At 57.4% G+C, this 21,799-nt stretch carries 16 protein-coding genes; 11 read left to right on the plus strand and 5 right to left on the minus strand.

The window, feature by feature from the left end:
• Nucleotides 1-202 precede the first annotated feature (202 nt).
• Together R0J87_RS03110 and R0J87_RS03115 are read left to right on the plus strand one after the other, a co-directional pair.
• Nucleotides 203-1,303: an efflux RND transporter periplasmic adaptor subunit gene (locus R0J87_RS03110; RefSeq protein ID WP_498884308.1), complete on the plus strand. Its 1,101-nt coding sequence runs from the start codon at nucleotides 203-205 to the stop codon at nucleotides 1,301-1,303.
• Nucleotides 1,303-4,461 carry an efflux RND transporter permease subunit gene (locus R0J87_RS03115; protein ID WP_498884311.1) on the plus strand — a complete coding sequence of 1,053 codons (3,159 nt, stop codon included), beginning with the start codon at nucleotides 1,303-1,305 and terminating at the stop codon, nucleotides 4,459-4,461. Before R0J87_RS03110 ends, R0J87_RS03115 begins: the two co-directional genes overlap by 1 nt.
• 52 nt (nucleotides 4,462-4,513) lie before the next feature.
• Here the strand turns inward: R0J87_RS03115 and R0J87_RS03120 are convergent, their stop codons facing one another.
• Nucleotides 4,514-6,472, minus strand: a complete 1,959-nt coding sequence (locus tag R0J87_RS03120; protein ID WP_498884313.1) for a ligand-gated channel protein — start codon at nucleotides 6,470-6,472, stop codon at nucleotides 4,514-4,516.
• 188 nt (nucleotides 6,473-6,660) lie between these two features.
• Here R0J87_RS03120 and R0J87_RS03125 point away from each other — a divergent pair, with 188 nt between their 5' ends.
• The 5 genes from R0J87_RS03125 (at nucleotide 6,661) to R0J87_RS03145 (ending at nucleotide 12,725) form a co-directional block, all read left to right on the plus strand.
• Entirely contained in the window at nucleotides 6,661-7,581 is a 921-nt protein-coding gene (locus R0J87_RS03125) for a LysR family transcriptional regulator (RefSeq protein ID WP_404343080.1), read from the plus strand.
• 86 nt (nucleotides 7,582-7,667) lie between these two features.
• Nucleotides 7,668-8,543: an AEC family transporter gene (locus R0J87_RS03130; RefSeq protein ID WP_404343082.1), complete on the plus strand. Its 876-nt coding sequence runs from the start codon at nucleotides 7,668-7,670 to the stop codon at nucleotides 8,541-8,543.
• A 123-nt stretch (nucleotides 8,544-8,666) separates the two neighbouring features.
• The gene (locus tag R0J87_RS03135; protein ID WP_498884376.1) at nucleotides 8,667-9,839 is read left to right on the plus strand and encodes a PQQ-dependent sugar dehydrogenase; all 1,173 of its coding nucleotides are present in this window, start codon (nucleotides 8,667-8,669) and stop codon (nucleotides 9,837-9,839) included.
• Nucleotides 9,840-9,864: 25 nt separating this feature from the next.
• Nucleotides 9,865-11,310, plus strand: a complete 1,446-nt coding sequence (locus tag R0J87_RS03140) for a sensor histidine kinase (RefSeq protein WP_404463702.1) — start codon at nucleotides 9,865-9,867, stop codon at nucleotides 11,308-11,310.
• Nucleotides 11,311-11,321: 11 nt separating this feature from the next.
• Entirely contained in the window at nucleotides 11,322-12,725 is a 1,404-nt protein-coding gene (locus tag R0J87_RS03145) for a sigma-54-dependent transcriptional regulator (RefSeq protein ID WP_404343086.1), read from the plus strand.
• Between the two features lie 61 nt (nucleotides 12,726-12,786).
• On the opposite strand, the gene R0J87_RS03150 is transcribed toward R0J87_RS03145, so the two are convergent.
• Both R0J87_RS03150 and R0J87_RS03155 read right to left on the minus strand, forming a co-directional pair.
• On the minus strand, nucleotides 12,787-13,002 hold the full coding sequence (locus R0J87_RS03150; protein WP_404343088.1) for a hypothetical protein: 216 nt from the start codon (nucleotides 13,000-13,002) through the stop codon (nucleotides 12,787-12,789).
• Between the two features lie 231 nt (nucleotides 13,003-13,233).
• A complete protein-coding gene (locus R0J87_RS03155) occupies nucleotides 13,234-13,698 on the minus strand; it encodes a hypothetical protein (RefSeq protein WP_498884316.1) in 465 nt (154 codons plus the stop codon).
• 375 nt (nucleotides 13,699-14,073) lie between these two features.
• Here R0J87_RS03155 and R0J87_RS03160 point away from each other — a divergent pair, with 375 nt between their 5' ends.
• From R0J87_RS03160 to R0J87_RS03175, 4 genes are all read left to right on the plus strand, one after another.
• Nucleotides 14,074-15,276, plus strand: a complete 1,203-nt coding sequence (locus R0J87_RS03160) for a quaternary amine ABC transporter ATP-binding protein (RefSeq protein WP_404463706.1) — start codon at nucleotides 14,074-14,076, stop codon at nucleotides 15,274-15,276.
• On the plus strand, nucleotides 15,276-16,109 hold the full coding sequence (locus R0J87_RS03165; RefSeq protein ID WP_404343094.1) for an ABC transporter permease: 834 nt from the start codon (nucleotides 15,276-15,278) through the stop codon (nucleotides 16,107-16,109). Before R0J87_RS03160 ends, R0J87_RS03165 begins: the two co-directional genes overlap by 1 nt.
• 148 nt (nucleotides 16,110-16,257) lie before the next feature.
• Nucleotides 16,258-17,130, plus strand: coding sequence for a glycine betaine ABC transporter substrate-binding protein (locus R0J87_RS03170; protein WP_498884318.1), 873 nt, complete (start codon nucleotides 16,258-16,260; stop codon nucleotides 17,128-17,130).
• A gap of 228 nt (nucleotides 17,131-17,358) precedes the next feature.
• Nucleotides 17,359-18,999, plus strand: a complete 1,641-nt coding sequence (locus tag R0J87_RS03175; RefSeq protein ID WP_498884320.1) for a BCCT family transporter — start codon at nucleotides 17,359-17,361, stop codon at nucleotides 18,997-18,999.
• 89 nt (nucleotides 19,000-19,088) lie between these two features.
• Here the strand turns inward: R0J87_RS03175 and R0J87_RS03180 are convergent, their stop codons facing one another.
• Entirely contained in the window at nucleotides 19,089-19,814 is a 726-nt protein-coding gene (locus R0J87_RS03180; RefSeq protein ID WP_404463707.1) for a 3'-5' exonuclease, read from the minus strand.
• A 1-nt stretch (nucleotide 19,815) separates the two neighbouring features.
• Nucleotides 19,816-21,726 carry a DUF294 nucleotidyltransferase-like domain-containing protein gene (locus tag R0J87_RS03185; RefSeq protein WP_498884323.1) on the minus strand — a complete coding sequence of 637 codons (1,911 nt, stop codon included), beginning with the start codon at nucleotides 21,724-21,726 and terminating at the stop codon, nucleotides 19,816-19,818.
• Between the last annotated feature and the right edge of the window lie 73 nt (nucleotides 21,727-21,799).

The raw sequence follows: 21,799 nt of genomic DNA on the forward strand, positions 1-21,799 counted from the left end.
GCTGACTTGCTGCCCCGGCTACGCGCCGGGGCTTTTTTATGACGTGCTTTTGGGTGGAACGCCCCGCAGTAGCTTCCCCCTATGGCGGCGATTCATGGTTTTAATCTATTTCAACGCATTCGCTTGGGTAGTATGAGCACACTACGTTACTTGCTCGTCTGCGCCTTGACTGCCCTTCACCTAAGTTAGGAAACAACCTGTTATGACGGTGCCTTTACTTGCCCGCCCTCTTCCCTTAGTTCCCTTAGCTCGATTAGTGCTGCTACTGGCTTTTTCACTCGTTGCTGGCACCGCGCTGGCCCAATCTGCCCCACGGGTTGAGCTGGCCAGCGTTAACCGTGAGCCGATTTATCAAGAGCTTAACCTGGTCGGCACGGTGAACTCCCTGGAGGATGCGCTGCTCTCCTCGTCGGTGGCCGGGCTGGTCGCGGCGATTAACGTAAACCCAGGCGACCGGGTTGATGCAGGCGACACGCTGGTGGCGCTGGATGATGATTTGGCACGCTTCGAGCTAGCCGGGGCGCAAGCGGCAGAAGAGGAAGCCCGGACCGCGCTTAGCGAAGCGCAGCGGCTGCTGCGGGAGGCGGAATCCGTGGGGGCTGGGCGCAACATTGCCGCTACGGAAGTGAGCGCCCGGCGCAGCGCGGTAAGTGTCGCCAACGCAGCGCTTTCTCGCCTGAACGCCGAACAGTCACGGCTCAACGCGCTGTTGGAGCGCCACACGATGACTGCACCGTTCAGCGGTGTGGTCAGCGAGCGAAGCGTCAACCTGGGCGAGTGGGTCACGCCAGGAGACAGCGTCGCCCGCTTGGTCAACCTCAACGCCCTGCGCGCCGATTTTCAGGTGCCCGAAGCGTTTTATACCGCCTTGGAGGAGAACGCTACACTCACCCTCACGGCAGGCGAGCAGAGCGCTGAAGCCCGCATCGCGACCTTAGTGCCGGTCAGCGCCTCTAGCGCGCGGACGTTTTTGCTGCGTGCCGAGGTGCCCGAGGCGCTGCCGCTCTACCCTGGCAATGCGGTCGACGCCGTGGTGAAAGCCTCCACCGGGCGCGATGGCATCACCGTCTCCCGGGATGCGCTTAGCCGTTACCCAGATGGCCGAGTCACCGTATGGGTCGCCACGCCTGACGACAGCGGCACGTACCAGGTGCGCGAACAAAGGGTCGAGGTGGGCATCAACTTCGCTGAGCGCGTGGAAATTACCAGCGGGCTTTCCGGCAGCGAGCAGGTAGTGGTTCGCGGCAATGAATCCTTGGTGGAAGGCGTCAGCGTTGAAGCCGTCTCGGAGGGTGGCGAATAATGTTTGCTGCCCTGCTGCGCCAGCAAACGCTGGTGACCGTCATTGCGCTGATTTTCCTGCTGTTGGGCATCGCCGCGACGCTACGCATTCCGGTACAGATGATTCCCGATATCGAAGCGCGCACCATTACCGTGGAAACGCGCTGGGCGGGCGCGACGCCCCAGGATATCGAAAAAGAGATCCTGGTGGAGCAGGAGCAGTACCTGCGCAACGTGCCCAACCTCACCCGCATGACGGCGGTAGCGGAAAGCGGCAGCGCCGAGATCGAGCTGGAGTTTCCGTTCAGCGTGGATATGACCGCCGCGCTGATTCAGGTGAACAACGCCTTAAGCCAGGTCTCCTCCTACCCCAATAACGTCGACCAGCCCCGGGTGGTGTCGGCCGCGTTCTCCACCGATGCGTTTTTGCGTTTTCACGTCGGCACCCTGCCCGGCAACCCCAACGCGCTGGATATCCAGCTGATGAGCGACTTCATCGAAGACCGCGTGCGCCCGCGCTTGGAAGGCATTGAAGGGGTCTCGGAAGTCGGCGTAAACGGCGGCGCCCAGCGCCAGCTGCAAATTTTGGTCGACCCCGCCGCCCTGGCCCAGCGTGGTGTCTCGCTGCTGGAGCTACGCGAAGCGATTACCCAGCGCAACCGGGATATCTCCGGCGGCGAGCTGGATGCGGGCAAGCGGCGTTACCTGGTGCGCACGCTGGGCCGGTTTGATAGCGCCGAGGCGCTGGCAGAGCTGGTGGTGGCCCGCGAGGGCGATAGCATCGTGCGGCTGGCCGATGTAGCAGACGTGCGCCAAGGGCAGTCGCGGCTTAATCAGCTGTCGTTCTACAACGGCGAGGCGGGGATTGGCATGGACCTGCGCCGGGAGAGCGGCGCCAATGTCATCGACATCAAATACGCGGTGCAGGACGAACTGGCGGCGATCAACGAGACCGTTCTGCGCCCTGCCGGCATGGAGATCGTGCTGACAGCCGATGACGTGCGCTACGTAGAAGCCTCAGTGAGCAACGTGTGGAGCAACCTGCTGCTGGGGGCTGCCTTTGCAACCCTAGTGATGTACCTGTTTTTGCGCTCGGCTCGCGCCACGTTTATCGGCGTCATCGGCATTCCGTTCTGCACTATTGCCGCCTTTTTGGGGCTAATGCTGACTGGCCGCACCATCAACGTCATCTCTATGGCGGGCATTGCCTTTGCCATCGGCATGAGCGTGGATAACAGCATCGTGGTATTGGAGAACATCGAGCGCTACCGCCGCCAGGGCCTGGACCGCATCGAATCGGCGCTGCGCGGCGTGCAGGAAGTGTGGCCCGCCACGCTCGCCTCCACCGCCACCACCATTCTGGTGTTCTTACCGATTCTCTTCATCGAAGAGGAGGCCGGACAGCTCTACTCCGATGTGGCCATCGCGGTTTCGGCGGCGATATTTGCCTCCATGCTGGTGGCCGTCACGCTGGTGCCCTCGCTCTGCTCGCGGTTTAGCTTTTCGATGCATCACGCAGCTAAACCCGATGGCGTTCAAGCGCCCGGCGACGAGCGCCCTTCTCGGTTGGGCGCGCTGCTGGAGCGGCTGATTGCGACGCCGCTGCGCCGCGGGGTGATTCTAGTACTGACGCTGCTGATCAGCGGCTGGACGATCCTGGCCCTGACACCGCCAGCCGAGTACTTGCCCGAAGGTGAGGAGCCCAAAACCTTTGCACGCATGAGCCCGCCCCCTGGCTACAGCCTGCAGGAGATGGCCAGCATTGCCGAGCAGGTCGAAGCGTACTTTCTACCCCATGTGCAGGCGGAGCCGGATGCCTTTTTAGCGGGCGATACCGAGGTGCCGCCGCTGGCTTACATGAACATGCGCGTGGCACCCACGCAGCTTTTCATTGTTGCCGAAGCGGTCGACTCTTCGCATATTGAAGCATTGATGGAGGCACTCACGAACTACTACGAGCGCTTCCCCGGCATGCGCGCTTTTGCCTCGAAAGGCTCGATTATTTCCAGCAACGATGGCGGCACGCGCAGTATCAACCTGGATGTGGCGGGCCCGGACTTAGCCACGGTGTACGGCGCTGCCAATACGCTCTACCGCGAAGCCCAGGCGCAGTTTGGCAATCCGCGTATTCAAAGCCAGCCTTCGTCGCTTTCGCTCGACCAGCCCTTGATTCAAATTCGCCCCGACTGGGCCAGGGTCGCGGAGCTGGGAATTTCCGCCGAGGCGGTGGGGTTTTCGGTCTCTGCCTTGGGGGAAGGAGCGTATGTGGATGACTTCTTTTTAGACGATGAGAAGATCGATATTTACCTCTATGGCCCGCAAGCGTCGCTGCCATTAGACCAACTGCCGAACCTGCCACTGCATACTCCCGATGGCTATACGCTGCCGCTATCGGCGGTGGCGCGTATCGACGAAACCATGGATACCAGCGTGATTCGCCGGGTAGACGGCAGCCGCACGGTAACGCTGAACGTGATTCCACCTGCCAGCATTGCACTAGAGGCAGGCGTCGAGCAGGCCGAGGCGATGCTGGAGCGTCTGCGCCAGGAGGGCGTGCTGCCCTCGACGGTGGATGTTTCAATTTCCGGCGCCAGCGACCAGCTAAACGTCACCCGTGAGGCGCTTACCGGCAACTTCCTGATCGCTATCGTGATCGTTTACCTGCTGCTGGTGGCGATCTTCTCCCATTGGGGCTATCCGCTGCTGATTTTGACCTCGATACCGCTAGGCGTGGTGGGCGGCATTATGGGGCTGGCCGCCATGAATGGCGTGGGCAGCCTGCTGCCGTTAATCGGCGTGGCACCGCTCAGCCAGCCCTTCGATATGATTACCATGCTGGGCTTTTTAATCCTGATGGGCACGGTGGTGAATAACCCGATTTTGGTAGTCGACCAGGCCAGACGGCGGCTGCATGACAAAACGCTCAGCGTTCAGGAGGCCGTATCACAGGCGGTACAAACCCGCCTGCGCCCCATCGCCATCACCACGCTGACCACCCTGTGCGGGCTGTCGCCGCTGGTCTTTTTACACGGCGAAGGCACCGAGCTGTATCGCGGCGTGGGGGCGATTGTGCTGTTTGGCCTGCTGGGTGCGGCGGTGGTCACGGTGACCTTCCTGCCCGCGCTGATGATCAGCGTGCTCAAGATCACCGAGCGCCGTTCAGCCCGCTCGCGGGCATAAAAAAACGCGGCCACCCATCGGTGGCCGCGTCTGTTGCCTACTGACAAGATATTTAGAAAGCGACGTTCAGGCCCAGCCACACCCGGCGGCCGTCATCCACATAGCCATACTCGTCGTAGGTGATACGTTCATCGAACAGGTTGTAGATACCGGCGTTCACCGTGGCGCTGTCGTTGAGCTGATAGCCAATACCCGCATCCACAAAGGTGTAGGACGGTGCGACAATCGAGCTTTGCGACGGCCCGGTGGTGGGCTGGCTCTCTTCACCCCGGTAGGTCACTTTGGTCCACTGGCTAAGCCGTGCGTTAACGTCCCAATCCAGCGTGGCCGACACCTGGTGGCGGGGCAGCTGGGTCAGCGGCTCGCCAGCGTACTCCCCGCTTTTCTGTTCGGAATCGGTAAAGGTGTAGCTGGCGGTTAGCGCTAGCGTGTCGGTCAGCGGTGCGCCTAGGCTGGCCTCGACCCCTTGGGTGACTGCATCGTCGATATTGACCCGGTATGTGGGGTCACTGCCGAAATCATTCGCTCCATCGCGGCAAATATCGGTCGGGCACGCGATGCGAGTGATTTTGTCTTCAAAGTCGTTGTGGAACAGCGTGAGGCTGCCGTTCAGGCCTGCGTCGTTGCCGTACAGCAGCGCGATCTCTTTATTGAGCGAGGTTTCTGGCTCAAGGTCAGGGTTGCCGTAAATATTACCGCCACGGCTGACCTGCCCCCAGTCCGGGGTAATTTCCCGCAGGTTAGGCGAGCGGTAGCCGGTGGACACGCCGCCTTTCAGGGTCCATTCAGGTGTCATGTTCCATACGCTGTAAAGGCGCGGGCTGAGGTGGCTGCCATAGTTGTCGTCATCGTCCAGGCGCAGCCCGCCGGTCAGCGCCCAGGCGTCTGTCAGCATCCACTCATCTTCCACAAACAGGGCCCACTGGCTGTTTTCGATGGTGTTCCGGTCAGAGATCTGATTAGTCGTGGCGTCTTCCAGCGCTTCCTCTTCCCAGCTCGCGCCGACGGTGAGCATGTGCATGCCTAAGGGAATCACTGCGCTGGTTTTCGCGGTGGTGTTGGTAATCTCGATATCCCGCGACTGGTTTTCGCTGCGCTCACGCTGCACAAAGGTTTCGCTGGTGCCCCAGTCGAAGCGACCGCTATGGGTCACGGCCACGTGGGTGTTGGTGTAGTCGCCAATGCTGTCGGTGCAGCCACCGCGGCAGCCGTCCACCGGCCCGGAGCGCCCCACCAGCGAGCGGCGATCCTGCTCGGTAATGCCCGCTTCGGCGGTAAAGTCGTGGTTATCGCTAGCGGCCAAGTTCAGCCGTGCGGTGAGGCTCTGCAAGCTTTTCTCTTCGTAGCCGTACTCGATGTCGTCTTCGTCGCGCTCGGAGGTGCGGCCATAGAGCTGTAACCCCAAGCGCTCGCCCACCAGCGGCCCACTGAGGTAAAAGTTCGCTTGGCGGCTGTCGCCGGAGGCGCTGTCTTCCTGCAGCACGGTATCGAGCTGGATGTTGCCGTGCCAGCTATCCGCCACTTTGCGGGTAATCACATTGATCACCCCGCCGATGGCATCGGAGCCGTACAGCGTCGACATCGGCCCGCGCACCACCTCAATGCGCTCAATGGCTTGCAGCGGCGGCAGCCAATCCTGTTCAAAGCCCGCATCGCCGTTGGGGCGCGACTCTCGTGAGCTTTGCGGGCGGCCATCGACCAGAATCAGCGTGTACTGGGAGGGCATACCGCGAATGGAAATATCGTTGCCGCCATCGCCACGCCCGCCGCCGGTCACCACGACGCCAGGCACATCCCGCAGGGCGTCAGTGACGTTTTGATAATAGCCACGCTCCAGCTCTTCGCGGGAGATAACGCTGATGGAGGCGGGCGCACTGCTAATTTGCTGCTCAAAGCCAGAGGCCGTCACCACGATATCGTTAAGCTGGGGCGTTTCTTGAGCCACGGCTGCCCCGCAGGCGAGAGATGAGATAGCGCTGGCCAGCAGCGTACGGCGCAAACGAGAAGACATAGCGGGTTCCTTTGAGATAAAGAGCACTTGCATACAAATACGAATTATTAGCATTTATATTTTTGCATACTCTTTGCACAAAGAGGCGGGACGGTGCGTTCAAACAACCGGAACACAAATGCCAATTATTTTCATTCACAACATTAAATGGCACAATGGAGCACTCCGTTTCTCCAGTGGCCCCGACTATGTACGATTTTGATGAACTCGCCGCGTTTGCCGATGTGATGACCACCGGCAGCCTCACGCGTAGCGCACAGAAGCTCGGGCTTGCTAAATCCACGTTGAGCCGCCGCATTAGTCAGCTAGAAGCCCGGCTGAACCAGCCGCTGCTGCGACGCCAGGCGAACCGCTTGATTCCCACCGAAGCGGGTTTACTGTTTCATCATTACTGCACCGAGCTGCTGGCCATGGCCGCCCACAGCCAAGAGGCTCTAGCCGAGCTGCGCGAGGAGATCAGCGGCAAAGTCACGCTAGAAGTACACGGCGCGCTGGCAAGAGGTTGGATGGCCGGTGTGATGGATGCGTTTCTGACCCGCTACCCTAAGGTCGAGTTGACCCTGCACACCCGGGAAACGCCGCCGACTAAGATGCACAGCAACAGCGTGCATATCTGGCTAGGCGCTACCCATGAGTGCGGCCTGAACCAAGAGCGTTTGGGCCACCTCACTCGCGGCCTCTACGCCAACCCAAACTATCTGGCCCACGCAGGAACGCTACAGCACCCCAAAGAGCTTGATGCTCACGCTTGGATCGATTTATTAGATACCGCTTCCAGCGGTCTGCTGCTGCATCACCGTGAACACGATGACTACCTCTTTAACGCTCCCCGCTCGCGGCTGAGAGTCGACCTTACTGCGCTACATATTGACGCTATTGCCTACGGTCAGGGGATTGGGCTGCTGCCTCATTGGATGGTCGAGAAGCGTGAACGCCATCACCCCGGCGACTTGGTGAACTGCTTACCAGGTTGGGAGCCCGCCCCGCTTCCCGTCACACTGCTGTATGCCTACGGCCACCACTCCCGCCGGGTGAATGCTCTGCTGGAGTTTCTGCGCGAACAGGTGCCCGCCGAGTGGCAAGCGCAGTACGCGCCCTTGCCCGCTTAACTACCTTGACTGTGCAAGGATTTCGGCTTGCCTGTTAGCGGCCTAATTAACGACAATACGTCGCTAACCATCGCTAAGGAACGTTAATGCTCGCCGAACTGTTTGCCGTGATGGCGCCTGTACTGGCTGGTGCGGGGCTTGGTTTTTTATGGGTCCGCCTGGGGCAACCCTACCCCGTCGATTTTGTGACGCGCCTTGTTTTCAATATTGGTACGCCTGCCCTGGTGCTGGCGTCGCTCTCAGGGGCCACCATTGATGCCAGCACGTTCGGGCAGGTGATGCTGGCCGCAGCCCTGGTGATTGTGAGCATGGGAGCCGCCAGCTTTGCCGTTGCCAAGGTGCTGCGCCGAGATTGGCGAGTGCTCATCGCGCCGATGATGTACCCCAACACGGGCAATATGGGTCTGCCGGTGGTGCTTTACGCGTTTGGCAGCGCGGGCTTTGCTTACGGCATTACGGTGATGGTGACGGTTTCGCTGTTTCAGTTCACCTTGGGGGCTGTCCTAAGTAGCAGCGGTAGCCCGATAAAAACCCTGCTCAAGACCCCCACCGTGTATGCCATCGTTATCTCCATGGCGCTGCTGCTGACCGATACCCCGCTGCCCCTATGGATGGCCAACACGGTCGATCTCATGTCGGGCTTTACCGTGCCACTCATGCTCATCACCCTCGGCGTATCGCTGGCAAGTATTCAGGTCAAGAGCCTACGCTCTGGCGTCGGCTTTAGTCTGATCCGTATTCCGCTGGCTGCGGCGGCCGCGTGGTTCATCGCTGGCTGGCTAGGCCTGCCGCCGCTGGCGCAGAGCATTCTGGTGGTGCAGATGTGTATGCCGGTGGCGGTCTTCAACTACCTATTTGCCCAACGCGCCCAGCGCGAACCGGCCTATGTGGCCAGTTTAGTCTTCTGCTCAACGCTCATGGCGCTGTTCTATTTACCGGCATTGCTGGCGCTGTTGATGTAGCGGCGGGGGAACCCCCGCCCGCTTACGGCAGTCACTGCTAGACTTAGGCTTTGATCTAGCGCTAACAGAGGACACTCGATGCCAACTCGACACGCTATGCCCAATCGATATGCCGGGCCCCTGATGCCCGCCCGCCGTTCACTACGCTTACAGGCTAAACGCTGGGTGGCGCCTTCACTGGCAGGACTGCTACTGGCCAGCACTGCCCAGGCGGAGGTGGTTCAAGAGGCCCTGGAAACCGACCACTTCCCGATTACCATCGAGCGTGTGGCCGATGGTTTTGCGAACCCGTGGGCGGTAGCGTTTTTGCCCGATGGCCGTTACTTGGTCAGCGAGCGCAGCGGTGAGTTAAATCTTGTTGACGCGAATGGCCAGTCCCAGGCGCTGGAAGGCATGCCCCAGGTGAGTCAGAACGGCCAAGGCGGCCTGCTCGACGTGGTGCTGCATCCTGAATTTGGTACCGGGGACGACGATGGCGAGCACGACTGGATTTACTTCACCTGGAGCAAACCTGAGGGCAATAACAGCCGCTCGGCGCTCTCTCGCGTTAAGTGGCAGGGTGATTCGTTAGGCGACGTTGAGCACTTGTTTGAGCAGGACCGCGCTTCCTCCCCCGGCCGCCACTACGGCTCCCGCTTGGCGTGGCTTGACGACGGCACGCTGCTCATGAGCATTGGTGACCGCGGAGTGGACCCCTCCCGCGCCCAGGCAAGCGATGACCACGCAGGCTCTACCCTTCGGCTCACCGAAAACGGCGAAGCCCCTGACGATAATCCGTTTATGGATGACGACAGCACGCTGGATGAAATTTACACCCTGGGCAATCGCAATATTCAGGGCATGACGGTGCTGAGCAATGGCGAGCCCTGGGCCACCGAACACGGCCCGCGTACCGGCGATGAGCTAAACCAGATTGTGCCTGGCAATAACTACGGCTGGCCGGAGGTGAGTTTAGGCAACGACTACGGCACCAATGAGCCCATTGGCGTGGAATCAAAACCCGGCATGGAGAACCCCGTGTACCGTTTTGATGGCCGCTTTGCCCCCTCAGGCCTTGCGGAGGTAACCAGCGATGCCTTTGGAGACTGGCAAGGCAGCCTATTAGCGGGCGGTCTGGGCAGCCAAAAGTTGCTTCGCCTTACCCTTGAAGAGGGCCAAGTGGCCGATGAGGAGCTGATTTTGGAAGGCGAGATTGGCCGTATTCGCGACGTTCGCCAAGGCCCAGATGAGGCGATTTACTTGCTAACTGACGGCGGCCAAGGCAGCCTTTACCGCCTAACGCCCACCGAACGCTAACGTTAAGCCACCACCAGGAAGCACGATGCGATTACGTAACCTCATCATTTTAACGGTCATCGTGCCGCTGTTCGTGATTCTGGTGGTGTTTAGCTTGGTGGCGATTAAATCGCTGGAAGATAACGTTCGCTCCAAGCTGCAAACCGAGGTGGAAATCATTACCCGCGCGCTCAGCACCTCGCTGAGCTACGCAGTGGCACGCGACAGTGCCACGCCGTTGGAAGAGGCGCTTCAGTCGGCGTTTTCGTTTCACCGTATTTACGGGGCCTATGTCTTTGATACCCAGGGCCGCGAGGTGTATGGCCTTGGGTTGGGTAAAGACCTGTTCACTCCTGAAGAGATCCAGCAGGTCATTGAGCGCGATGACCTGCATAGCAGCTATCGACAGCAAGAGGGCTGGACCTACTACTCCGCCCTCACGCCGCTACGTACTCAGGATGGTACTGTGCAAGGCGTGCTGCAGGTGAACCGCCTCAATACCGGCATTGAGAATTACACGGGCTTTATCAGCATCGTGGCCGTGCTGGTCTTTGTGATTGGTGCTGCGGGTATTGTCTTCAGCATTTGGTGGGGATTTCGCCACTATATTGAGCAACCGCTTAATCGCCTGCTGCGCGTTATGTTGCTGGTAGAAGATGGCGACCGCAGCCAGCGGGCCACGGAAGGCGGCCCAACAGAGTACCGCCGTTTGGCCTCAGGCTTAAACGGAATGCTGGATGCCATGGCCGAAAAAGACCGCGACATTGATGCCCGCCAGCGGCGAGAAATCGAGCTGGAAAAGCGTCTGCGTAAATCGAAAAAGCTGGCTGAGCTTGGCGTGCTGGCCGCCGGGGTGGCCCATGAAATAGGCGCGCCGTTGACGGTCATCAACGGCCAAGCCCAGCGTTTGGCACGTCGGGATACGATTGGCGACGATGAGCGAGCAAGGCTTGGGCGCATCCGCGGCGAGGTAGAGCGCATCGTCGAAATTGTCCGCCAATTGATGGAATTAGGTCGACAACATAACGTGGAGAAAGGACATCAAGCCCTTGACCAGCTTATCATTAGTGCCAGCGAGCTGGTTGAGGAGGAGTTGGAACCACGAAATATCTATCTGGATATTGATCTTCCCTCCCCTACCCCCCATTTATTAGTCAATGGTCAGCAAATTGTGCAGGTGCTGACCAACTTATTACGCAACGCCGCCCAGGCTCCAAACGTTAGCCATATTCGCGTTCGCGCCCAGGCGCACAGCGACGAGCTGACCGTCTGGGTAGAAGACAACGGGCCAGGCATACCGACATCGCATCATCATCAAGTGTTCGACCCCTTTTTCACCACCAAGCCGGTGGGGCAAGGCAGCGGCTTGGGACTATCGATGGTGCACCGCATTATTAACGACCACGGCGGGACGATTGGCGTATTTGACAGCGCACTTGGCGGCGCTGGCTTTGAGATTACGCTGCCCCTTAGTGAAACCGCATCCGCTTGAGGACGACGTTTGTGACCCATCAGGAACACCTTTTACCGTTATTGGTGGTGGAAGATGACGCCGCTATACGTGAGTTATTAGAGGAAGAGCTCAACGACGCGGGCTACGACACACTGGGTGTCCCCAGCGCAGAAGAGGCCATTGCCTTACTTAGCCATACGCCGGTGGCCATGATGATTACCGATGTGCGGCTACCGGGCATGACCGGTATTCAGCTGCTTCAGCAGCTACGCCAAAGTGGCAGCGAGCTAGGCATTATTGTCATTACCGCGTTTGGCACGATTGACCAGGCGGTGGAAGCCCTAAAGCTCGGCGCAGATGATTTTTTAACTAAGCCACTTGATTTAGACGCCATCCGCGAAGCCGTCTTTCGCGTACTGGAGCGACAGCGTTTGTCCCTTTCCCATGATACAGAACTCAGTCATTTCCACGGTATTGTGGGTAAAAGCCCCGCCATGCAGTCGCTGTTTCACGATGCTTCGCGCTTAGCCAAAAGCGATGCACCGATTTTGATCCTCGGTGAGAGCGGCACGGGTAAAGAGCTGTTGGCACGCGCTATTCATCAGGAGAGCAGCCGCCAAGACGCCCCTTTTGTTCCCGTGAACTGCGCCAGCATCCCGGCTGACTTAATGGAGAGCGAGTTTTTTGGCCACGTGAAAGGCGCGTTCACCGGTGCAAACGAGGCCAGAAAGGGGCTTTTTCACAGCGCTCAGGGCGGCAGCCTGTTTCTTGATGAAATCGGTGAAATGCCCATTAACCTGCAAGCCAAGCTGTTGCGTGCGCTGCAGGAAAAAACCGTTCGCCCGGTGGGTGGCGAGCGCGAGGAACCTGTGGATGTGCGCATTATTGCCGCAACGCATCGCCATTTAGAAAAAGAGATTGAGCAGGAGAATTTTCGCAGCGACTTATTTTACCGCCTGGAAACGTTCTCGCTGCGCATTCCGCCGCTACGCGAGCGCGGCACAGATATTGAACACTTGCTGTTCGCATTGATTGATAAGCACGCAGAAGCCCAAGGCAAACAGATCGAGCAGATCGAGCCAGAAGCGCTCAATAGCCTGCTGAACTACACCTATCCTGGCAACGTGCGTGAACTAGAAAACGCCATTATGCGTGCGGTGACACTCAGCGAAGAGGGTTTGCTGCAGCATCAAGATCTGCCTGAGCGCCTGCGCGAACAGTCAAGCCAACAGAAAAGCGGCACCGATATTGCTCCCACGCTCAGTGGCGAAGTGCTACCCGGCACGCAGATTCCTGCGCCAGCACCGGCTCGCTGGCCAAGCCTGGAAGAGGTAGAAAAGCGCTATATTCGTAAGGTGCTTGAAGCGACAGGGGGTAATAAACGCCGTACTGCGGAAGTGCTGGGGATTGCACGCCGCACGCTCTACCGCCGCTTGGAAGATACCGAGGAGTAGTCAGTAATTAGGAAGAAGCAGCTAAACGCCGGACGCCGCTGCGGCGACCGGCATCCCCCGCTTACTCTGTTACGCCGCCACCGGGCGCTTCTCGTGTCGTCTGCCCATCGTTGGACATCGGTCCGGTGTCCATGGGTTCTTGAGGCTCATCAGGTTCCAGCTCCTCTGAACCTGTGGTGGGCGGTTCCGCATCACCGCAGCCCGATAGTACGCCTGCCATTAACAGTGCACTCAGCAGCAGTGCCAACCAGCGTGTATGACTGAATCGTGACATCATGTCGTTCTCCTTCCTTGTTAATAAACGAGCGGCCGCCACTATGGCGACTGCTTACCTAACCTTAGCGGCTGCCCGCCAACTTGCAAAACTCAAGCATGCTTTGAGCAAGCGCGTTTGTTAGGCAAAAAAAAGCCCCCGCGGGCGCGGGGGCGAAAAGGATGATAAACCGTGTGGAGCAGCCGCAGGGAACAGACAGCTGGGTCGGCTTACCATCGTAGGGAGCGTTGACGGCTACTGGCCGTTAGTCATTTCGTCATCTTCATCGCCATTGGCGGCATCTTCTGGGGTGGAGTCATCCGCACCCGGCATTGGGTCGGTGCCTTCACCAAAGCCTGGATTCTCTTCAGGGTCTCCTGCTGCTTGAGACTCTTCTGGCATTGGCTCTTGAGTAGCGGCTGGGTCTTCACCTAAGCCTGGGTCGCTGTTCATCGATTCTTCGGTCATCGATTCTTCAGTCATCGGTTCTTCCGCCATGGCAGGATCCGTTGCTGGATCGGCCATGGCAGCATTATCTTCAGCCTCTGGAGCGGTGGAAGTTGTGGCATCCTGCTCCATCGTCTCAGGCTGCTGTGCTGGGGGCATTTCCTCTTCACCGTTACCGCAGCCTGCAAGGGCTAGGGTACTGACGGTCGCTGCTAACATGCAGAGCGTTAAACCACGTGATCGCTTTTTCATTGGGCTAGCTTGCTTATCCATAAGGATTACCTCCGTTTTCAACTGTGCTACTTAACCAGATACCTTCACAGTTCGTGCCAACCTGGCCTAAATATTTTTTTATCTTTCTAAATCAATAACATGGTGATAAAACAAGGTTGCGATGAACTGCCATATCAGAGGCATTAGAGGGGGTGCAAAATGACACATGTGGCGTAAATTGGCCCTGCTGGCGGGAGCGTTGTGACACATCGTATTCATTTATGTATAATATTTTTTAATAAATTATCAAATATAATCTTAACTTTTACTTATGAACCGTTTTGTGTCGCTGCTTGCAGGGAAGCATAGAAGTACCGCAGGTATGCGCATTGAGTAACGACACAAGGCTGCTCATTCAATCAAAAGGCACCGCTGATGGACGAGACACGCCCTGTCAAAATTCAGGTACGCGGCTTAAGCAAGGTGTTTGGCAAACAGCCGAAAAAAGCCCTTGAGCTTCGTGACCAAGGGCTTAAGCGCCCTGAAATTCTAGAAAAAACCGGCCAAACGCTGGGCCTATCCAATATCTCTTTCGATGTCTATGAAGGTGAATTGCTGGTGATTATGGGCCTATCCGGCTCAGGTAAATCCACGCTGATTCGCTGCCTTAACCGCCTGATCGACACCACCGAAGGCGAGATCGTTATTGATGGCGAAAATATCCCGACACTGGGAGAAAAAGCGCTATTAGAGTGTCGCCGTCGCCATTTCTCGATGGTTTTCCAAAACTTCGCGCTCTTCCCACACCGCACCGTGCAGCAAAATGCCGAGTTCGGCCTGGAAATTCGCGGCGTCGAAAAATCGGAACGTCACTCCATTGCCCATAACGCGCTCAAGCAGGTGGGTTTAGAGGGGTGGGAAGATGCTTACCCTAACCAGCTCTCCGGCGGTATGCAGCAGCGTGTGGGTCTTGCCCGCGCGTTGGCCAACGATGCCAGCGTACTGCTGATGGATGAAGCGTTCTCCGCGCTTGACCCGCTCATACGTAAGGATATGCAGCAAGAGCTTCTGCAGCTGCAAAATAAAATGCAGAAGACAACCGTCTTCATTACTCACGATCTGGATGAAGCGCTCAATATCGGTGACCGGATCGTGCTGCTGAAAGACGGCGAAGTCGTGCAGATCGGTACGCCCGAAGAGATTCTCACCAAACCTGCCGATGAGTATGTGCGCCGCTTTATTGAGGGCGTGGATCGCTCGCGCATCCTCACTGCTGAAAGCGCTATGCGCCCAGTGCGCACCACCGCCAGAAGTAGCGATGGCCCGCGCACCGCACTGCACCGGATGCGCGACCACAGCATTGACTCTATTTACGTGACGGACCGTGACCGCCAATTGCTTGGCCTGCTGGAAGCCGACGCGGCTAGCCGTGCCATTGAGGCAAAAGCGGAAACCATTACTGACCACTTGACCCAAGATTTCCGCAAAGTGCCGCCAGAGGAGCCTCTGCAAAACCTCTTCGCCATGTTTAGCGAAAAGAGCTACCCGATTGCCGTTGTGGATGAGCAGCAGCGCCTTTTAGGCGTTGTGGTAAAAGGCGCGGTTTTGGATGAACTGGCACGAGCAGGAGAACAGTAATGGAGATCCCACGCATTCCTTTGGGTAGCTGGATTGAGGGCGGCCTGACTTGGCTGACCAGTGAGTATTCCATCGTCACGCGCGGCATTTCCCGCATTACCCAAACCGGTATCAATAGCCTTAACGATGGCCTGATGTGGCTGCCTGAATGGGCGCTGTTAGCTATCATCGCGCTACTGTGCTGGAAACTAGCGAGCACACGTTTAGCCATTGGTGCCGTCGCAGGCCTTGCGCTGATTTGGAACCTGGGGCTTTGGAACCCCATGATTGAGACGCTCACGCTAGTGGTGATCGCGACGCTAGTGGCTGTCGTGATCGCTTTGCCAGTGGGTATTGCGGCGGCGCTTTCTGAGCGGCTCTACCGACTGATCATGCCGATGCTGGATTTTATGCAGACCATGCCCGCGTTTGTGTACCTCATTCCTGCTATTCCGTTTTTCGGTATTGGCTCGGTCTCGGCTATTTTCGCGACAGTGATTTTCTCGATGCCGCCCGCCATTCGCTTTACCACTTTGGGTATCCGCCAAGTACCGGTGGAGTTAATTGAAGCGGCTGATGCCTATGGCGCGACCCGCGGCCAAAAACTCTTCAAGGTGCAGTTGCCACTGTCGCTGCCTACCGTGATGGCCGGTATTAACCAAACCATCATGCTAGCGCTTTCCATGGTAGTGATTGCCGCCATGATCGGTGCCGACGGCCTGGGCAGTGAAGTATGGCGCGCTATTCAACGCCTGCGCCCCGGCGATGGCTTCGAAGCGGGTATTGCCGTAGTGATCCTGGCCATGCTGCTAGACCGATTGACGCAGTCGCTGCGCAAATCGCGCCGCTCGTAATCGCCATTGGTTCTGCGTTGACCAGGGTACTTGATCGATAAGTACGCAGTGACCATGCTAAAAGTGCCGACACGCAACTCACGTTAAGCCAATACAAGCTACATATACCGCAGTGGCGACAGCCACTGCACATCAAGGGAGCAAGTGAATGAAAACTCGTACGTTGAATCACCGCATCCGTCTCGCCTCATTAGCCCTCGTGGCCGGTACTGGTATTGCCGCAGGCGGCTTAGCCCAAGCCCAAGATCAGGGCACCGTGAATCTAGCCTATGTAGAGTGGTCTTCCGAGGTTGCATCGACCAATGTGGTAGCCGCTGTTCTTGAGCAGGCAGGTTTTGAGGTAGAGCTGACTTCCCTCTCCGCTGCGGCCATGTTCCAAGCACTTTCTACTGGCGATGCTGATGCCATCGTAGCGGCTTGGCTGCCCACTACCCACGCTGACTACATGGAGCGGGTAGGCGAAAACACCGAAGATTTAGGCGTCAACCTAGACGGTACTAAGCTTGGCTTAGTGGTTCCTGAATATACCGACGTGGACTCCATTGCTGACCTGAACGATAACGCCGACAGCTTTAATGGCGAGATCATCGGTATTGACCCCGGTGCAGGCTTAATGTCGATCACCGAAGAGGTTGTGGATACCTATGACCTCGGGCTGAACCTGCGTAGCGGTAGCGGCGCCACCATGACCGCGGCTCTCGCCAGCGCGATTCAAAACGAAGAAGACATCGTTGTCACCAGCTGGACACCTCACTGGATGTTCGCGCGCTTTGATGTGAAATATCTTGAAGACCCGGAAAACGTCTACGGCGGTGCCGAGCAGATCCATACCGTGGTACGTAGCGGCCTGAAAGAAGATATGCCCGAAGCTTACGCGATTCTGGATGCGTTTGAGTGGACCCCCGAACAGATGGGTGAGGTCATGCTGATGAACCAAGAAGATGGCAGCGACCCCTACGAGAACGCTAAACAGTGGGTTGAAGACAACCAAGATGTGGTTGAGCAGTGGCTCAATAGCTAAATGCCCTGCCCAAGCGTTAAATAACAGAGGGCTTAGGCCCTCTGTTGTCGTTGTAAACGTAGTGCTTTTTCGTGGTAATGTGCGCGCGCGTTGAATAGATATTAAGCAACGTTTGCTAATGTTATTAATGTAATGCACGCCTGCTATCGTACTTGTTATTGGCCAGAGGTTTACCGCTGGTCAATAAACGTGCGTATAGCGATTTCTGTTCGACATGGAGAGACTCCTGTGGATAACCCTGACTCTAAGCGTCCCGCTGAAGAGCCGGCTTCAGAAGGCATCCCCGCCCCTGATGGCCCGGCGAATTTGATTGACACAGACTATGTGATCGGTCAGGACAACATTACTACCAATGCGATGGGGATTAACCTTGACCTACACGGCAAGGTTTTTTCCATTTCAGCGGTCGTAGTGTTGCTATTTGTTGTGCTCACCCTTGCACTGCAAGATACGATTGCGCCAGTTTACGATGCTATCTTTGGCTTCTTAACCGGTAACCTGGCGTGGTTCTTTATTCTCGCCGCTAACATTTTTGTCATCCTGTGCTTAGGGTTGATTGTCTCACCGCTGGGTAAAATCCGCATCGGCGGCGCAGATGCCAAGCCAGACTTCACCTATACCGGCTGGTTCTCCATGCTGTTTGCAGCAGGTATGGGTATTGGCTTGATGTTCTTCGGTGTCAACGAGCCGCTGACCCACTTTGGCACCTCGTTAGACGGTGGCAGCTGGGCGCCGTTAGCTGGTGCTGAAGGCGATACCGCAGGTGCTGCTGCACTGGGTATGGCCGCGACTATCTTCCACTGGGGCCTGCACCCGTGGGCGATTTATGCGGTAGTTGCCCTATCGCTGGCGCTGTTCTCGTTCAACAAAGGCCTCCCGCTTTCTATGCGTTCGGTGTTTTACCCGCTGCTGGGTGAGCGCGTATGGGGTTGGCCGGGTCACCTGATTGATATTCTGGCGGTATTCGCCACGCTGTTTGGTTTGGCCACGTCGCTTGGTCTGGGCGCTACCCAAGCAGCAGCTGGTTTGACGTACCTGTTCGGCGCGCCGGAAAGCGACATCACGATGATTCTGCTGATTATCGGCATCACCATTATTGCGATCGGTTCTATTATGGCCGGGGTTGATAAAGGTGTTCAGCTGCTGTCCAAAATCAATATCGCCATGGCCGCACTGCTGCTGTTCTTTGTGATCGCGGTTGGCCCAACCTTGCTGATCGCTACCGGCTTCTTTGAGAACCTAGTGAACTACGTGGTTCACTTACCGGCGCTTTCCAACCCGTTTGGCCGTGAAGACGCGAACTTTAGCCAAGGCTGGACCGCCTTCTACTGGGCATGGTGGATCTCCTGGTCCCCGTACGTCGGTATGTTTATCGCACGGGTGTCGCGTGGTCGTACCGTCCGTGAATTCCTGATCTCCGTGCTGATCGTACCGTCGGTGGTATCGGTACTTTGGATGACCACCTTCGGTGGCACGGCCATTGATCAGTACGTCAGCCAAGGCATTGAAGCCGTACGTGATGCAGGCGTCGATTTGCAGCTGTTTATCATGCTAGAGCAGCTGCCGCTGTCGCAAATCACCTCGTTTATCGCGATTCTGCTGGTAGTGATCTTCTTCGTGACGTCCTCGGATTCCGGCTCGCTGGTTATCGACTCCATCACCGCTGGCGGTAAAGTAGATGCACCGAAACCGCAGCGCGTGTTCTGGGCGATTATCGAAGGCGCGATTGCGATTGCTCTGCTGCTGGGCGGCGGTTTGACCGCACTGCAGACCATGGCCGTCTCGACCGGGTTCCCGTTCACCATCATTCTGCTAGTGGCCTGCTATGCCATTATCAAAGGCTTGATGAGCGAACCCAAAGCGGTCTAACCACGAGCGCTTGATGTTAGCAATACGCAAACGGGCAGCCCTAGGGCTGCCCGTTTGCGTTGTTTATTCTTTCAATAGCATTTGCCCTTTCAACACCACACAGCTTTCAGCGGCGTGTCAGGCGAGTAACGATTGGCAATTTGCGCTTGCAGCAGCTCGGCGGTGGCCAGCGCATCCACCAGGGCGTGATGCCCTTGGTAAGGGGGTAAGCCATAGCGTTCACGGCTGGCATTCAAACGAATCGATACCGGCGGGCGGCCCAGCCAGCGACGAAAGCGTGCCCAGAGGGTTTGTCGATGCAGGCGTGCTTCCAATGACATGGTATCAATCATAGGAAACAAGACCCCTTCTCCTCGCCGGGCTTTAACGGCTGCATCGAGAAAGGGACGCTCAATGTTGCGAAAGTGAACCACCACAACACGCCCTGCCAGCACCGCTAACAGCTCATCCAACACGCCGTCTAGGTCTGGCGCATCGGCCACCTCTGAGTGCGTAATGTGATGGTAAGCAATCGATGCCTCATCCAGAGGCCGGGGTGGCTTTACCACCCAGTAGCGGCGCTGAGCCATAGGAATACGCCCTAGCGTAAACGGCACCACACCAATGCTCACAATCCCGTGACGGCGCTCATCCAGCCCCGTGGTTTCCATATCCAGCGCGACCATCGGCACTTCTGATAAGGGCGTTTCAGGGTCGGGCATCGGCGTACTGAAAAAGCGCTTCAGCATCTCATCCTGGGCTCGCTCAGCGCGGGCGGCCATGTAGCCTGCCCAATCGGCCTGGGTAACTTTTGGGCGCGGTCTTATGCCGTGCATATCAGCGTCCCTGCCGTTGGGTAGGAACGGGATAGCGAAATTTCAAAAATTTCTGAGCATTGCTGAGCACTTGGAAGGCATCTTTCAGCGTATGCCGTTCGCTATCTTCCACATTTTCCGGCTCGATGTTGTTATCCGGCACGCGCTCCTCTTGCAGATCTATCATCTGATGGCGGATCCGCGACATGCACAAAAATTCCAGCGCATAGCTCAGCTTATCGCTCACCCCAGTGGCGAGCAGCTGCGTTTTACTGATGTCGTCTAAACGCTGGAAGGAGTTTTGCGCTTTCGAACCGCAGGCCAGTGCATGCACCCTGATAAGATCGACCATTGGGGCCGTACCGCGCCGCTTGAGGTTGATGGAGTTGTTGTGCTTGCCATCTTTCTCCATCACGAAGGTGCGGAAAAAGCCCAGCGGCGGCGTGCGGTTAAGCGCATTGCGCGCCATGGCCGCCAGAAATAGCGGCGACTTGGGTGCCATCTGGGCAATCAAGTCCTGCAATGTTTCTACAAAGAGGTCTTCCCCGTAGATACTGTCGAGATCGAAAAAGATCGAGCTGTGCAGCAGCTTCTCTGGCGTTGGATTAGCCATCCAGTCCTGAAAGTAGCGTTTCCATACCGCCAGCGGCTGACGCCACTGGCGGTTGGTGGCCATCACATCGCCCTTACAGTAGGTGTAGCCACAGGCGGCCAAGCCGTCGCTGACGAACGCCGCCAGGGCATGGAAGTACTCGTCGTGCTCTTCGGGAATAAAATCATCCGAGAGAATCAGCGCGTTATCCTGGTCGGTGACAATACTCTGCTCGTTGCGTGCCATAGAGCCATTAACCATATAGCAGTACGGCACCGGCGGCGGCCCGAGAGCATCTTCTGCCAGCTCCAGCAGCCGGCGAGTGAAGCTGCGCCCAATCGTGGAGAGCGCGCTGCCCACCATTTGCGAGTTAGCACCCTCCTGCACCATGCGTACGAATGCCGCTCGAACGTCCGGCGCGAGCTTGGCGAGCCCTTGAGCGCTGGATTGGTTAAAGATGTTGCTAACCAAGTAGAGCCCGCTGTGCGTTTCATAGCGGATAATATCGGATAAGTGCACCACGCCTACCGGACGCTGGCGGTAAAGCACCGGCAGGTGATGAACATTGCTACGCAGCATCGTCAGCATGGCCTCATACACCGAGGCATCCGACTGAATAGTAATCAGCCGTTCAGAAATCACCTCGCCAATGGGCGTGCTGGGCGATAGGCCCTCAGCCACCACCCGCGTGCGAAAATCACTATCGGTAAGAATGCCGCACATCTGCCAGGTTTTGCCTTCGCTATCTTGAAAGCTGTAGCGCGGATTATCGCTGCCTTCATTAATTACCAGCACCGCAGAGGCCTGGGCATCAATAATCTGTTTGGCCGCCTGCTGCACGCTGGTGGTAGATTCCACCATCACTGGGTAACGAGTGACCAGCTTACGAATGCGGGTCACCATCATGTCGTTCGACTTCTTTTGCTGCTCGGCGGCGGTTTCTAAGCGTGGGCGCTCCAGCTCAACAAAATCAGCAAAGTCATCATCCTCTTCACACAGGCGCTGAAACACCGCGTCGGGGATAAAGTAAATCAGCGTGTCTTCGATGGCTTTGGCGGGGAAACGCACCTTATGGTTACGCAGCAGGCTAAAGTGGCCAAAAATATCGCCCTCTCCCAAGCGGTTATAGAGCTCGCCTTGGCGGCGATATACCTCAACCGCGCCGCTGCGAATGTAGCAGAGCTCGTTCAGCGTATCCTCAAGCGTCAAGATATCACTACCCGTTTTGAAGTAGCTGACCTCTACCTGCTCGGCAATCGCGTCCAGCAGTTCATCTGATAAACCATCAAACGGGGGAAACTGCCCCATATGTTGGCGTATTTCTAATAGCTCAACATCCATACGCTCTCCTGCCGGGCGCTGTCTCTCATTCGTTGGCTATATGGCAGCCATTCCTGGGCTAAGTTTGTCTTGA

Source organism: Halomonas sp. SIMBA_159, assembly GCF_046536035.1.
In the GTDB taxonomy this organism is placed as follows: Bacteria; Pseudomonadota; Gammaproteobacteria; order Pseudomonadales; family Halomonadaceae; genus Vreelandella; species Vreelandella venusta_A.

Excerpts from the sequence above, each read along its gene's own strand:
- R0J87_RS03110 (WP_498884308.1), top strand. The coding sequence starts at position 203 with ATGACGGTGCCTTTACTTGCCCGCCCTCTTCCCTTAGTTCCCTTAGCT.
- R0J87_RS03115 (WP_498884311.1), top strand. The coding sequence starts at position 1,303 with ATGTTTGCTGCCCTGCTGCGCCAGCAAACGCTGGTGACCGTCATTGCG.
- R0J87_RS03120 (WP_498884313.1), bottom strand. The coding sequence starts at position 6,472 with ATGTCTTCTCGTTTGCGCCGTACGCTGCTGGCCAGCGCTATCTCATCT.
- R0J87_RS03125 (WP_404343080.1), top strand. The coding sequence starts at position 6,661 with ATGTACGATTTTGATGAACTCGCCGCGTTTGCCGATGTGATGACCACC.
- R0J87_RS03130 (WP_404343082.1), top strand. The coding sequence starts at position 7,668 with ATGCTCGCCGAACTGTTTGCCGTGATGGCGCCTGTACTGGCTGGTGCG.
- R0J87_RS03135 (WP_498884376.1), top strand. The coding sequence starts at position 8,667 with ATGCCCGCCCGCCGTTCACTACGCTTACAGGCTAAACGCTGGGTGGCG.
- R0J87_RS03140 (WP_404463702.1), top strand. The coding sequence starts at position 9,865 with ATGCGATTACGTAACCTCATCATTTTAACGGTCATCGTGCCGCTGTTC.
- R0J87_RS03150 (WP_404343088.1), bottom strand. The coding sequence starts at position 13,002 with ATGATGTCACGATTCAGTCATACACGCTGGTTGGCACTGCTGCTGAGT.
- R0J87_RS03155 (WP_498884316.1), bottom strand. The coding sequence starts at position 13,698 with ATGGATAAGCAAGCTAGCCCAATGAAAAAGCGATCACGTGGTTTAACG.
- R0J87_RS03160 (WP_404463706.1), top strand. The coding sequence starts at position 14,074 with ATGGACGAGACACGCCCTGTCAAAATTCAGGTACGCGGCTTAAGCAAG.
- R0J87_RS03165 (WP_404343094.1), top strand. The coding sequence starts at position 15,276 with ATGGAGATCCCACGCATTCCTTTGGGTAGCTGGATTGAGGGCGGCCTG.
- R0J87_RS03170 (WP_498884318.1), top strand. The coding sequence starts at position 16,258 with ATGAAAACTCGTACGTTGAATCACCGCATCCGTCTCGCCTCATTAGCC.
- R0J87_RS03180 (WP_404463707.1), bottom strand. The coding sequence starts at position 19,814 with ATGCACGGCATAAGACCGCGCCCAAAAGTTACCCAGGCCGATTGGGCA.
- R0J87_RS03185 (WP_498884323.1), bottom strand. The coding sequence starts at position 21,726 with ATGGATGTTGAGCTATTAGAAATACGCCAACATATGGGGCAGTTTCCC.